This window comes from Aquibaculum sediminis (assembly GCF_040712085.1).
Lineage (GTDB): Bacteria > Pseudomonadota > Alphaproteobacteria > Kiloniellales > DSM-21159 > Aquibaculum > Aquibaculum sediminis.
Genome location: NZ_JBFCVK010000008.1, coordinates 72,373 through 85,864 on the forward strand (window position 1 = coordinate 72,373; position 13,492 = coordinate 85,864).

The following is a 13,492-nucleotide window of genomic DNA, read 5'->3' on the forward strand; positions in this document are numbered from 1 at the left end:
GGGATGCGGCTGCCTTCCTTGGGGCATCTGTGCTAGCCAGTCAGTGACGCGGGTCTCCGCAACGCCCTTCAAATCGCAAGAACAGAGGAACGAGAGCATGAGCAAACCCCACATCCTGATGCCCGGGCGCATGATGGATCTGGTCGTGCAGCGACTGGATGTCGCCTTCACCCTGCACAAGCTGTGGGAGGCCGAGGACCAGGACGCAGCCATCGCCGCCGTCGCCGACAAGATCGAAGGCATCGCCACCGGCGGCCATCGCCGCGTCGACGGCGATTTCATGAGCCGCTTTCCCAATCTGAAGATCGTCTCCAATTTCGGCGTCGGCTACGACACTGTGGATGCGGCCTGGGCCGGCAAGCACGGCATCTATGTCACCAACACGCCAGGCGTCCTCACCGACGAGGTGGCCGATACCACGCTCGGCCTGCTGCTGATGACCGTGCGCCAGCTTTCGGAAACCGAACGCTACCTGCGCGCCGGCCGGTGGGAGAAGGAAGGCGCCTTCCCGCTGACGCAGAACACGCTGCGCGAACGCAAGGTCGGCATTCTGGGTCTCGGCCGCATCGGCAAGGCGATCGCCCATCGCCTGGAAGCCTTTGGTAACCCCATCGCCTATCACGGCCGCAACAAGCAGTCCGATGTGCCTTATCGCTACTACGACAATCTCGTGGAGATGGCGGGCGACGTGGACATCCTCATCTCCGTGGCACCCGGCGGCGCCTCGACGCATCACTTGATCTCCACCGAAGTGCTCAACGCACTCGGCCCCCAGGGTATCCTGATCAACGTCGGGCGCGGCTCCGTGGTCGACGAGCAGGCACTGATCGCAGCCCTCAAGGAAGAGCGGCTCTTTTCCGCCGGCCTCGATGTCTTCGAGCACGAGCCCAAGGTCCCCGCGGAACTGATGGCCATGGAGCGTGTGGTGCTGCTGCCCCACGTGGGCTCCGCCTCCATCCACACCCGCAACCTCATGGGTCAGCTGGTGGTCGACAACATCACCAGCTTCTTCGAGAAGGGCAAGCCCCTGACCCCGGTGGCGGAAACCCCGGTTTCCTGACCCAACAGGCTGCTCAAACAGTCGCCGGCCGGACAGTCCCTTCGCGGGCTGTCCGGCCGTCATATTCGGCCCTGTCTCAGAACAGGGGCGCCAATGGCATGAGTGGCAGCGGCCCCACGTAGAGCAGGCCGTCCTGCGCCGAGAGCGGCACCTCGATGACGCGGCGCCCGTCGGCATCTTCCTGCGAAAGCGCGCGCAGGCCCATGGCACCGAGTCGGGCAATGTCCTCGGCAATAACATCACCGTCGTGAAGCGCATCAAGTGTGCGTTCGAAGCCACGAATGCGTGCCGTACCGGCCCCCAAGGCACGATTGCGCTCGTCCAGCGTGACGCTGGCATCGCCCGCCAGGGACAACGGCCCCCACTGCAGCGCCATGTGCTCCAGCTCCGCCGTTCCGCCCTCCGCCGCCCAGGCAGGCAGGGCCTCCTCCGGCGGTGCCAGCGGGACGCCCCCCTCAACCCGGCCGTGCGCTTCCAACAGATCGATCCGCCGGCCCAAGGGCGGCGCCAGCGCGCCGGGCAGATCCCAGTCCTCTAACGCCAGAAAGAAAGGCAACAGCGCGTCCCGCGCCGGAGGCTCCGACTCCCCCGCCAGCTGTCCCCAGGCAAGGTCCAGCCTTCGGACCGAACTGGGACCGTCGGCGTGTCCGGCCAATGCCAACCGCTCGAGCTGCAGGCGCCCACTCGCCACGGCGCCCCGATCATCCAACAGGAAGCGCCCCATTCCCGCGCCGACGGCCAGCTGGAGCTCAGCCGCACCGCTGGTCTCCGGAGGATGCAGTTCATGGGTGCCGCTGAACGTCGCGGTGATGTTGCGGAGATCGAGGAACGCGGCCTCGGCGTTGACAGCGGGCGCCTGCCACTGCCAACCGCCCCGCCCTGTCAGGCGTGGCTCTTCCAGTCTCAGCCGCAAATGCGTCGGGTAGCCGGAAACCGTGGCGGATTTGAAACGGAAGTCGCGGCCCTGCTCGCGCTGCACGGTCTGCCAGCGGGTGACCTGCTGCTTCAACTGCCCGGCAGACCACCACCAAAAGGCGCTCCACACCACGGCGAGCAGCACGAGCAGGAACAGCAGGGAGACAATCAATCGACGCATGATGCGGAATCCTACAGCAGAACGGGTCGGGTTCACGCCCATACTCCGATCGCGCCCGATTCGGAACAGGCCTGGTCCAATCAGCCAGGATGAAGCTTTGCCGCAACGCGGTAGAATCGTTAGAGTGATCGGCCGTTATGACAGCAGACCTTGCCCTTCCCGATCCCGATACGCTCCTGCGCGCCGTTGAGGAACCCGTGGCGCGCGAACGGCCTGTGCCGCCCAAGGACCGTGACTGGTGGGTGTTCGGCTACGGCTCACTGATGTGGAACCCCGGCTTTCCCCACCACGAGGGCCGCAGTGCCCTGCTGCGCGGTTATCACCGGCGCTTTTGCGTCTTTTCCCTGCGCTATCGCGGCACCCCGGAGCGCCCGGGTCTGGTGCTCGGACTGGCGCCGGGCGGAGCCTGTCGCGGCATGGCCTTTAGGGTGCCGGCATCCGACGGCGAGGAGGTTCTCGATTACCTCTGGGAACGGGAAATGGTGACGGGGGTCTATCGCCCGCGCTGGCTGCGCGTCGACACGCCGCAAGGCCCGGCCCATGCCCTCTCCTTTGTCGCCGACCCCGGACACGGACAGTACTGCCGCCTCAATGCGGAAAGCACCGCTGCCCTCATCCGCCAAGGTGTGGGCCAGCGCGGTCCCTGCCGCGACTACCTGATAAACACCGAACGCCACCTGCGTGAGATGGGCATACGCGATCGCATGCTGACCCGCTTGATCGCCCTGCTGGAAGAGCCGAACCCCGACGAGGGGTAGCGCCACAGCTCAGTCGCGCGAAGGCGCCTCGCCGAGAAAGCGGCCCAGCAGCTCCTGAGCGGCCGCCGCGGGCGTGGTGCGGCCCTCGGCAACCGCCGCTTCCGCTTCGGCCAGGCGTGAAGCCACGGCGGGCGCCGCTGCAAAGCGGCTGCGCAGTTCCTCCTCGATCTCCGACCACATCCAGGCCTTGGCCTGTGCGGCGCGCCGGGTAGCCAGCCCCGCCTCGCCCAGCACGTCGCGATGACGCTGCACCGCGGCCCAGACTTCGGCAAAACCGCGATACTCGGTGGAGGAGACCTGCAGGACCGGCACCTGCCAGTCCGCCGAAAGCGGGCGCAGCATACGCAGCGCGCTGCGGTACTCCGCAGCGGCGCGGCGGGCGGCGGCCTGCATGTCCCCGTCGGCCTTGTTGACCACCACCAGTTCCGCCAGCTCGACAATGCCCTTCTTGATGCCTTGTAGCTCATCGCCGCCACCGGGCAGCAGCAAGAGCGCGAAGAGGTCGACCATCTCGGCCACGGCTGTTTCCGACTGGCCGACGCCCACCGTTTCCACGATGCCAACATCGTAGCCGGCAGCTTCACAGAGCAGCAGAACCTCCCGGGTCCGCCGGGCCACGCCGCCCAGGGAGCGTCCCGCCGGGGAAGGACGGATGAAGGCATCCGGCGATCGCGAGAGCAGCTCCATGCGCGTCTTATCGCCGAGGATCGAGCCTCCGGCGCGGCGTGAGGAAGGGTCCACAGCGAGCACCGCCACCCGGCGGCCTTCCTCGATCAGGTAGAGCCCGAAGGCCTCGATGAAGGTGGACTTGCCGACGCCCGGCACACCGGAGATGCCCAGGCGCACGGCCTTGCCGGTTTCTGGCAGCAGCCGCGCCAGGAGGGCATCGGCCGAAGCGCGATGGTCGGGCCGGGTGGACTCCACCAGCGTGATCGCGCGCGCAAGCGCCCGCCGATCGCCCGCCATCACCTGCTCAGCCAGTTGCTCGATGTTCGATGATTGGGTCTGCCTCATGGGAGGCGAACCTAATGCAGATGCGCCACTTTTGGAATCGCGCGGCGCTTCCTGCCTCAGTTGCGGCTGGGCGCCAAGCGGCGATAGGTGAGCGCTTCGGCAAGTTGCGGGCGGCGCACCCTCTCCTCACCGGACAGATCGGCCAGCGTTCGTGCAACGCGGAGCACGCGGTGATAGCTGCGCGCGGTCAGGCGCAGCTTCTCGGCAGCACCGGTGAGCAGACCTCGTGCGTCGCCGTCGAGTTCGGCCGCCTCTTCCAACAGCCTGCCCTCCAACTCCGCATTGCTGCGCGGCCGTCGGTCTTCGGGAATCGAGGCAAAACGCCGGGCCTGGCTGGCCCGCGCGCCGGCCACGCGCTCCGCCACCTGCGCCGTGCCTTCGCCCGGCACCGGAAGCGCCAAGTCCGCGAGCGAGACCGCCGGCACATCCACGTGCAGATCAATGCGGTCGAACAGCGGGCCGGAGATCTTTGCCTGATAGTCCAAAGCGCAGCGTGGCGCGCGGGCACAGGCCTGGGCGGGATCGTCCAGATGGCCGCAGCGGCAGGGGTTCATGGCGGCCACCAGCTGAACCCGCGCCGGATAGGTCACATGCGCGTTGGCCCGGGCAATGGAGACACGCCCGGTCTCCAGTGGCTGACGCAAGGCCTCCAGGGTGGCGCGCGCAAACTCCGGCAGCTCGTCGAGAAAGAGCACGCCATTGTGGGCCAGGGACACCTCGCCCGGCTTGGCCCGATGGCCGCCACCCACCAGCGACGGGAGCGAGGCCGAGTGGTGCGGGTCGCGAAAGGGCCGCTGGCGCAGCAGCTTGCCTTCCTCAAGGGTTCCGGCCACCGAATGAATCATCGACACCTCCAGCGCTTCCGCCGGAGACAGGGGCGGCAGGAGGCCCGGCAGGCGTGCGGCCAACATGGACTTTCCACTGCCGGGAGGGCCGGTCATGAGCAGGTTGTGACTGCCGGCAGCGGCGATCTCGGCGGCGCGCTTGGCACTTTCCTGGCCCTTGAGGTCGGCGAGGTCGGCGCCCTCATCCCGGGGCGGGGCCACGGCTGGCTCAGGTGGGCTGAGCACCTGGCTGCCCTTCACGTGGTTCACCAGCGCCAGCAGATCGTTCGGTGCCAGAATCTCGATGCCCTGGGCCCAGGCCGCCTCGCCCCCTTGCGCCTGAGGGCAGATCAGGCCACGCCCCAGCGCCGAGGCGTGCAGCGCAGCCGGAAGCACTCCCGCAACCGGATTTATCCGTCCATCCAGGGAAAGCTCTCCCAGCGCCAGATAGCCCGCCATCTCATCGGGTGGCAGCACGCCCATGGCTGCGAGCAGTCCCACGGCGATCGGCAGATCGAAGTGGCTGCCCTCCTTGGCGAGGTCGGCGGGCGCAAGGTTCACGACGATGCGCTTTTGCGGCAGCGACAGGCCCAGCGAAGCCAATGCCCCGCTCACGCGCTCGCGGCTCTCGCCCACCGCCTTGTCTGCCAAGCCGACGATCAGGAAGTTTGCCAGTCCCGGATGGAGCCGGACCTGGACATCGACTTCGACGACCTCGATCCCCTGAAAGGCGACCGTCGCAACGCGCGCGACCATCCCCGTTCCCCGCTCTGTTCAATCGAACACGACTATGCAGGGAACGCGATTAAATGGAAATATATTCCGTTATACTATTTCCGGATCGCGCTCTTTCAGCACCCTACTCGGGCAGGAGCCGGTCGGGGCGCTCGTCCAGGCGCAGCTCGATCGCATTCCAGATCATGCCCGAGAGATTCTTTCCGGTGAAACGCTCGATCTCCTGCAGCCCCGTGGGCGAGGTGACGTTGATCTCCGTGAGATAGCGGCCGATCACATCGATGCCGACGAAGATCAGCCCCCGATCCTTCAATGCCGGTCCGATCGCCTCGCAGATTTCACGATCGCGCGCGGACAGCTCGCAGGGTACGGCTCGTCCGCCCACATGCATGTTGGAGCGCGCCTCGCCCTCGGCCGGGATGCGGTTGATCGCGCCCACAGCCTCGCCATCGACCAGGATGATCCGCTTGTCGCCCTGACGCACCTCCGGCAGGTACTTCTGGACAATGATCGGTTCGCGATAGAGCTGCGTGAAGAGTTCAAGCAGGGCATTGAGGTTCTCGTCACCCGGCGCGATGTGGAACACACCGGCGCCGCCGTTGCCGAACAGCGGCTTGACGATGATGTCCTCGTGCTGGACGCGGAAGTCGACGACCTCGCCGTGATCGCTGGTGATCAGCGTGGGCGGCATCAGATCCGGAAACTGCGTGACGAAAAGCTTTTCCGGGGCATTGCGCACGTGCATGGGGTCGTTGACCACCAGCGTGCTGGGGTGCACGTGCTCCAGCAGGTGCGTGGCGGTGATGTAGGCCATGTCGAAGGGCGGGTCCTGGCGCATCAGCACCACATCGAGACCGCCGAGATCCAGCGACTCCGGCGCCCCCAGTTCCGCATGCTCTCCCAGCTTGCGCTCTACGCGCAGCGGCCGGGCGCGGGCGAAGAGCCGGCCATCGCGAAATGCCAGGTCCTGTGGCTGATAGTGGAAGAGCGCATGGCCACGCGCCTGAGCTTCCAGCGCCAGAGCAAAGGTGCTGTCCGCGTTGATGTCGACCCCCTCGATGGGGTCCATCTGGATGGCAACCGCGAGGCTCATGGACAATCCCCTAATTCGGAAAGTGGCAGGGTTAGCACCACCCGCCGGACCTGCAAAGCCACAGTCTCAGATAAGCCGGCTCAGTTAAGCCAGTTCAGTTCAACCGCGTGCGAAGGCGCGCGAGGGTCTCGCGCACCTCGGCCCGATGTCCGTCATCTCCCTCAAGGGAAAGATAGTGCTGCAAGGCCTGGATGGCTGCCCCGAGATTCTCCTCGTGCATATAGAGCAGCCCCGCTTCCCGCCACAGGGCCGGCGTGGCCGGTGCGAACAGCAGCATGCCCTCGATCACACGCAGCGCCTCGACCCGCTTTTGATCGCGCAGCAGCCGGAGCTTGCGATTGTTCTGCAGGCGCAGCAGCACCTCGCGATTACTCACCCCGGCATGATGCTCGGGCTGCAGCTCGGCATCAACGCCGGAGAGAACCTTGAGCAACTCACGCAGCTCATCCGCAGTACGCACCGCTCCAGCATTGAAGGGATCGATGATCGCCCGGCGCCCTTCGGCCTCCATCCGGATGAGGAAGTGCCCCGGAAAGGCCAAGCCCTCGGCGGACCAGCCGCAGCTCTGAGCGATCCGCAGATAGAGTATGCCAAGCGCCACCGGTAGTCCCCGTCGGCGGTCGATCACCCGCATCATGTCGGCATTCTGCAGGTCGTCGTAGGTCTCCTCGTCGCCGGCGTAGCCGTAGCGCTCGAAGAGCAGGCTGTTGATGATCGCGACCCGCTCCTCCAGCCTTGGCGGGTTGCTGCACCGCCGGGCCAGGTCCGCCGCATCGCGTTCCAGCAGTGTCAGGTGATGAAAATAGCGGTCGAGCGGCTCGTCGCTCAGGCTCTCGAAAGCCGCAAGCAGGATGGCCAGCCGCGCGAGGTCCAGCTGCGCATCCGCTTTGCTCGCCTGATCGCGCAGTATCGTGGCAATGTGACCCCGGTCCGTCGGTTGCTGGCCTATCACCGCTGCCTCATCCTCCTGTCTGGTGCGTCCGGCCCAACCTCAAGCGCGGATACGCCGCGGTCAACGTCCTTCCGGCCACGAGGCAGCGACCTCGGCATTCCTATCCCCCCTCTCGCCAGACATCCGGCAAGTGGAGCGGGAGGCGACCAGGATAGAGCAGCAGCGCATCGAAGCGACAGGCGCAAAGGGAAAACTGCGGGTTCTGTTGCAAGAAGAGCCGTGCGGCGCGGGCAATACGCTGGCGCTGCCGCAGCGAGATGGCCCGCATAGCGGCCGCCTCCTCGTTGCGCCGCTTCACCTCGACGAAAACCAACACCGACCCACGCTTTGCGATCAGATCGATCTCGCCCAAGCGCGAGCGCCAGCCGCGGGCAACGATGCGATAGCCCTTCAGCCGCAGCCACCAGGCCGCGAGACGTTCGGCCCGGCGACCCCGGCCGTAGGCTTCGCGCCGCAGTCGGGCGTCATCGCTCATCGCCCCGCTCCAACTCCAGTGCGCGGCGATAGACCCTGCGCCGCGGCAAGCCGCTTTCCGCTGCCACGCGATCCACGGCATCGCGCAGAGTCTCTGCTTTCAGGGCGGCAATCAGGCGCCCGTCGAGCTGTTCTTCCGCGCTCTGTTCCTGCACATCCGCCGGCAGCGGACCGATCAGCAGCACTATTTCGCCCCGCGGCGGCGGCACATCGCGGTAATAGACCACAAGATCGCTCAGGGGGCCGCGCCGCACCTCCTCGTGCAGCTTGGTCAGTTCGCGTGCAACCGCGGCCGGACGCGCACCGTCCAGAACAGCTACAGCATCGCCGAGAGCTTCGGCCAGGCGGCGCGGCGATTCGAAAAAGATCAACGTGCTCGGTACAGCGCTGACTTCCCCCAGTGCCTTGCGGCGCGCCGCAGTCTTGGCCGGGAGGAAACCGCCGAAGAAGAAACGATCGCTGGGCAGGCCGGACAGGCTGAGCGCCGTCAGCACCGCCGAAGCCCCGGGAACAGCGGTGACGGCCAGGCCTTCGCCCAGCAGGGCCTGCACGAGTTTGTAGCCGGGATCAGAAACCAGCGGTGTGCCGGCATCGCTGACCAGCGCCACAGTCTTGCCATCCCGCAGGGCTTCCATCAGTCTCGGCCTGACGCGTTCGGCGTTATGGTCATGGTAGGCAAGCAGGGATCTTTCGATACCATGCGCGTGCAACAATCGACTCGTGACCCGCGTATCCTCGCAGGCTACGAGGTCGGCTCGGCGCAGGACATCGAGCGCACGCAGCCCGATGTCAGCCAGATTGCCAATTGGAGTGGCAACCAGGTACAGCGCCGGCTCCAGAGGCTGCGTAAGCGCCTTGATCGTCAGAGTCGTTACTCCACTTCGAACCGTGTTTCTGTCCCCAGTTCAAGGAGCCGCAGATGACTGCCTCGCGGATTGCCGGAAGCGCTGCAGCCGCCATCTTCCTCTTGCTGGTAGGCGCTTGCGCCAGCCCGCAGGCTACGCGCCAGGCGGAACAGCCGCAACAACCACCCGAGCAGGTGGTGTTGCCCGAAGATGAGATGGCCCGGCCCTTCTATGACGACGGCCGCACCAGGGTGGCGCTGCTGGCCCCGCTGAGCGGCGAGCACGCACCCGTGGGCCAAGCCCTGGTGAATGCCGCGCAAATGGCACTCTTCGACATCGGGGAAGACGATTTCGCGCTGTCTGTGAAAGACACTGCTGCCGGCGGTGGCGGCCTCGACCTGGCGATGGAGGAAGCCATCGAGGAAGGCGCACAACTGGTACTCGGCCCGCTCTTCGCCTCCGACGTCCGGGCCGTGCGGGGCCCCGCGATGGGCGCCGGCCTGCCGCTTCTGGTCTTCTCCAACGATCGCACCCTTGCCGGGGACGGCGTCTACGTCATGGGACTCACGCCCCAGTCCGAAGTCGAACGGGTGGCCGACTATGCACAGCGCAACGGCCTGCGGCGCGTCGGGCTGTTGATGCCCGATTCAGCCTTCGGCGATGCGATCCGCTCCGCGCTCCGGGACGCCACCCAGCGATTTGGAGGGGAACTGGTCGAGGTGGTGACCTACGACCCACGCTCGCCGGACTTCTCGCAACCGGTTCGCCAGTTCGCGCAGGGCGCCACCAGTCGCTACGATGCCATTCTCGTGCCGGCCGGCGGCCGGGAGCTTCTGTCGCTTGCCGCGCAGCTTGCCAACTACAATGTGGACCCCAGCCAGATCCAGTATCTCGGCACCCGTCTGTGGGAGAATCGTGCTCTGGGCGCCGAACCGGCCCTGGCCGGCGGCTGGTTCGCCTCACCGGCGCGCAGCTCCTGGGAGCGTTTTGCCGAACGCTACCGCGAGATCTACGATGCACGGCCGCCGCGCATCGCCTCCGTAGCCTACGATTCCACGGCGATGGCCGCCGCACTGGCCCAGGACGCGGCACAGAACGGCAACGACCGGCCCTATGACCGCAATTCACTGGAGAATCCCAACGGTTTCGCCGGTGTGGACGGGCTGTTCCGCCTGCAATCGAATGGCCACGTGGAGCGCGGGCTCGCCGTCTATGAACTGCAGCGCGACGCCTTCAACGAGTTGGAAGAAGCACCGAGAAGCTTCGAGCCGCTGATTAACTGAACCCGCAGCAAGGCGCGGCCCCGATTAGAGCAGAGCGATCCGGTCTAGGGGCCGCGCATGCTTTCCGGTGGGAAGGGATCGAGGTTCGTGTCCTGCTCCCCCTCCTCACTGCCACTGTCGCCCGCTGGCAGATTGAAGAGATTGCGCAGGAAACCGGGCGCCAGGGCAGACAGCGGATTGACCGAGAACTGGGGATCCTCCAGCGATCCGCTGAGCCGATAGTTCACACCGAGAATGCCTTCCCCCTCACCACCCGTAAGCAGGAACCCCAGGAGCGGAATGGCACCCAGCACCTGGTTGAGCGAATAGGCCGGCACCAGGGTGCCTTGCACGTCGGAGTTCGCCCCTTCCAGATCCAAATGCCCGCGCGCGGTGATGCCGAGCGCCGGTCCGTAGGCCCGGACCAGATCGCTGCTCAAGCGGCCATCGGCCAAAACCACGTCTCCGGTCAGGCGCTGGAAGGTGATCCCCTGCCCGCCGAGCAGTTCACCGATGCCGGTCAGGGAGGCGATGGTCAGCAGGCGGGCCATGGCCGGCGCTTCCACCAGCGTGTAGTCGTCGGCCCAGAGTTCGAAGGTCATGGGATGATCCGGCAGAGGGCCCTCCCCGCTCCCCACCACGGACAGACTGCCGCCTTCCAGGGTGTCGAAGAGATCGAGCGCCCGAAGCATCGCGCCGAAATCGTCGGCTTCGAGCTGCAAGGCCTTGCCGGCTCGATCTGCCGAGTCCCCGTAAATCAGGGAGACACTTTTGGGGCCGCTGTCGCCCTCGGCATCGGCGCCTCCATAGCGCCAGAGATGGCGCGGGATCCGGCCGCGCAGCACGGCCTCCTGCCAACCGGCCGCATCACGATGCAGCCGCAGTTCCGCAGCTTCCAGGAAGCGATTCTCTGCAAAGCGCAGCTGTGAGAGGTTTGGCGCGACGATGCGCAGCGCCGAGTCCGGAGACTCCGGCTCCTGCGGGTCCGTCCCGCCTGGTGCCTCGGCGTCCTCCTCCCCCAGGAAGTCCTCGACATCAAGCTGTCCGCCTCCGATCTCGGCCTCCAGGCCCCCGTCCGGCAGGAAACGCAGCGTAAGGGCCTGCAGACTGCTGTTGCCGAAGTTGGCGCTCCCCAGGTTGAGTGCGGTGGGCTCTCCTTGTTCATCAAAGGTCATCAGGCCAGCGCTCATGGTCAAACCCTCGGCATCGAGGCTCATGTCCTCGATCGCCGTGGGTTGCTCTTCCCGCAAAAGCACCCGGCCCGCAAAGCTCCCCGGAACTCCGGAGGGTTTGGACCAGTCCAGTTCCTCGATTTGAACGGCGGCTTCGGCAAGGTCGACATTCAAGTCCAAGCGGCTGTCTCCCTGCACCGGGATGCCAAGGTCGATCTCCGCCGCCACCGGGCCGGTCAGATAGGGTGCCAGATCCACGCCCAGCCGCTCCCGCGCCGGCTGACCGAGGTGGGGAATTGAGGCGTTGACCTGCGTGCGCTCCCCGCCGCCTTCGAATGCTTCGGACCAGTTCACCCCATAGGCCTGCGTATCGCCCAAGGCCAGATCGCCACTGACCTGCATGCCATGCTGAGTCAGTGAGAGGGACAGCGGCCCGCCGGAGAGGTCTTCCCCCAGCACGGCTCGGCGTAACAGGATCTCACTCAAGGTCCCGTCCACCCCAAGGTCTATGTCATCAAAGGTCACCTCGTCTTCGAGCGGCAGGACGAAGCGAAGCCGCGCATCGGCCTGCCCGGCCGAGCCTTCGGAGGTAAATCCCAGTTCCGCAAGCAGGTCGAGCCGCGGGTGCTCCAGCGTTTCCAGGACCGCCCGCAAGGGGCCGACGGCGTCGAAACTCACGTCCAGCCACTGGTCCGGCTCTTGCAGGCCGGAAATGACCACATCGCCGCCGGAAACCGCCAGATCCTGCATGCCGCCGCTCTCGACGACGAAGTTGAAGGAATCGGCATCGAAAGTGGCCGTGCCGTGGAGGCCCACGGCGGGTGGCAGGGGCCGCAGATAGTGAACCTCGAGGTCGCGAAAGCTGAAGGACCCATCGAGCCGGTGCACCTGGGGCTCGGCCGTCGGATCCTTGGGGATGGTCACATCGGCCATGACCCGCCCCTCCGGCGCCTCGCCAAGCGGGATGTTCTCCACCACCCAGGGGCGGCCGCCATCACGCAGCACCGTGGGCCAGTAGAGATGCAGGTCCGGGACCATCACATCTTCGACCGAGGCCTCGGTGGTCACGCGAAGGCCATTCGTCCATACGCGCATATCCGCGGAGGCACTGAGACGTGGGCCGGGCTCCAGTTCGTTGCCCAGACGCAGATCGAGTTGATCGAGGCCGAAGGTGCCCTCGGGGCCGTCGAACGCCCCCCGGGCGGTCAGCGAGAGAAGGTCGAAGGGCCGCGCGAAAACCTCCGTCAGATCGATCCGGCCGCCGTCGCTGGCGATCTCGAAGGTGCCGCTCGGCAGGCGGCCATCGATCGGTACGTTCGCCTGCAGCTGGCCGCTGAGACCCAGCTCGATCCCGCCAAGTTCCGCGAGGCCGGACCAGGGGGCAAATTCGTCGACGCGCAGGTCCTCAAACTGGGTCTGGCTTTCGACCACCTGCTGATCGCTGCGAAACCAGAGTGAGGAACGCAAGGAAGCGCGCGCCTGGCCGAAGGCGGCTTCCCCGTGGAGCTCGGCGCCAATGCCGCCCACCTCGCGCCAAATCTGCAATCCAGCCTGACGCACCTCGACCCGTCGGCCGACGCGACGGTCGTCGAACAGCAGCCGGGCGTTGCGAATATCGATATGCTGCAGATAGGTGATGGCCTTGTCCGGATCGCGCGGCTCCAGGAGCTGGGCCAGAACGTCGTCCGCCACCCCGGAGAGATCGGGCACCTCGTCGCTCTCCGCCGGCGGCGCACCGAAGGCAAAGGCGCCATCTTCGTCGCGCAGCACGCGCAGCCGGGCCCGATCCAGCTCGATGCGGGTGGCGCCGAATGTGCCGTGCAGCAGTGCTTCCAGACTAAGGGTCAGCTCCACCCGCGGCAGGTACGCCAGCGGCCGTCCCTCGCTGTCGCGCAGACGCCAGTTGCGCGCCTCCACCTGGATCTCCCGGCTGCTGCCGTCCCAGATCAGTGCGCTGGAGCCCACCTCGGCCACCACCCCTTCCCCGGCGAAGGCCTGTTCGATCCGCGGGGTGAGGAAGTCCATGGGCACGGGGCCGGCGGTCAACCGCCAGAAGACAATCAGCAGCACGACCACCAGTAGGGCGACCGCTCCGCCCATGACCTCCAACAGCACGCGTCCGAACCGATTGACCTTCATGGGGCGATCCTAATCCGGATCGCTGTCCAGGCACAGCTTCTGCACCGGCTTGACCATTCAAGGCCGGC

11 protein-coding genes are annotated in these 13,492 nt (G+C 66.5%); 3 read left to right on the forward strand and 8 right to left on the reverse strand.

What is annotated here, in order from left to right; genetic code table 11:
* Positions 1-97: 97 nt before the first annotated feature.
* Positions 98-1,060: a 2-hydroxyacid dehydrogenase gene (locus ABZ720_RS13615; protein WP_366556077.1), complete on the forward strand. Its 963-nt coding sequence runs from the start codon at positions 98-100 to the stop codon at positions 1,058-1,060.
* Between the two features lie 76 nt (positions 1,061-1,136).
* Here ABZ720_RS13615 and ABZ720_RS13620 read toward each other — a convergent pair whose 3' ends face one another.
* Entirely contained in the window at positions 1,137-2,156 is a 1,020-nt protein-coding gene (locus ABZ720_RS13620) for a DUF2125 domain-containing protein (protein WP_366556078.1), read from the reverse strand.
* A 137-nt stretch (positions 2,157-2,293) separates the two neighbouring features.
* Between ABZ720_RS13620 and ABZ720_RS13625 the strand changes: the two genes are divergently transcribed.
* On the forward strand, positions 2,294-2,914 hold the full coding sequence (locus ABZ720_RS13625; protein ID WP_366556079.1) for a gamma-glutamylcyclotransferase: 621 nt from the start codon (positions 2,294-2,296) through the stop codon (positions 2,912-2,914).
* A 9-nt stretch (positions 2,915-2,923) separates the two neighbouring features.
* On the opposite strand, the gene meaB is transcribed toward ABZ720_RS13625, so the two are convergent.
* The 6 genes from meaB to rsmI all read right to left on the reverse strand — a co-directional run bounded on the left by meaB (position 2,924) and on the right by rsmI (position 8,872).
* Positions 2,924-3,928, reverse strand: coding sequence for a methylmalonyl Co-A mutase-associated GTPase MeaB (meaB, locus tag ABZ720_RS13630; RefSeq protein ID WP_366556080.1), 1,005 nt, complete (start codon positions 3,926-3,928; stop codon positions 2,924-2,926).
* A 56-nt stretch (positions 3,929-3,984) separates the two neighbouring features.
* Positions 3,985-5,508 (reverse strand): YifB family Mg chelatase-like AAA ATPase, encoded by a 1,524-nt coding sequence (locus ABZ720_RS13635; protein ID WP_366556081.1) that lies wholly within the window; start codon positions 5,506-5,508, stop codon positions 3,985-3,987.
* Between the two features lie 103 nt (positions 5,509-5,611).
* Positions 5,612-6,580 carry a glutathione synthase gene (gshB, locus tag ABZ720_RS13640; protein ID WP_366556082.1) on the reverse strand — a complete coding sequence of 323 codons (969 nt, stop codon included), beginning with the start codon at positions 6,578-6,580 and terminating at the stop codon, positions 5,612-5,614.
* Positions 6,581-6,674: 94 nt separating this feature from the next.
* Complete coding sequence (locus ABZ720_RS13645; RefSeq protein WP_366556083.1) at positions 6,675-7,532, reverse strand: SirB1 family protein; 858 nt, start codon at positions 7,530-7,532, stop codon at positions 6,675-6,677.
* A gap of 100 nt (positions 7,533-7,632) precedes the next feature.
* Positions 7,633-8,007, reverse strand: a complete 375-nt coding sequence (locus ABZ720_RS13650) for a YraN family protein (RefSeq protein WP_366556084.1) — start codon at positions 8,005-8,007, stop codon at positions 7,633-7,635.
* On the reverse strand, positions 7,997-8,872 hold the full coding sequence (rsmI, locus tag ABZ720_RS13655; RefSeq protein ID WP_366556189.1) for a 16S rRNA (cytidine(1402)-2'-O)-methyltransferase: 876 nt from the start codon (positions 8,870-8,872) through the stop codon (positions 7,997-7,999). Before rsmI ends, ABZ720_RS13650 begins: the two co-directional genes overlap by 11 nt.
* Before the next feature lie 53 nt (positions 8,873-8,925).
* Between rsmI and ABZ720_RS13660 the strand changes: the two genes are divergently transcribed.
* Positions 8,926-10,134 (forward strand): penicillin-binding protein activator, encoded by a 1,209-nt coding sequence (locus tag ABZ720_RS13660; protein WP_366556085.1) that lies wholly within the window; start codon positions 8,926-8,928, stop codon positions 10,132-10,134.
* Between the two features lie 44 nt (positions 10,135-10,178).
* Here the strand turns inward: ABZ720_RS13660 and ABZ720_RS13665 are convergent, their stop codons facing one another.
* Positions 10,179-13,424, reverse strand: coding sequence for a YhdP family protein (locus tag ABZ720_RS13665; RefSeq protein WP_366556086.1), 3,246 nt, complete (start codon positions 13,422-13,424; stop codon positions 10,179-10,181).
* Positions 13,425-13,492 lie beyond the last annotated feature (68 nt).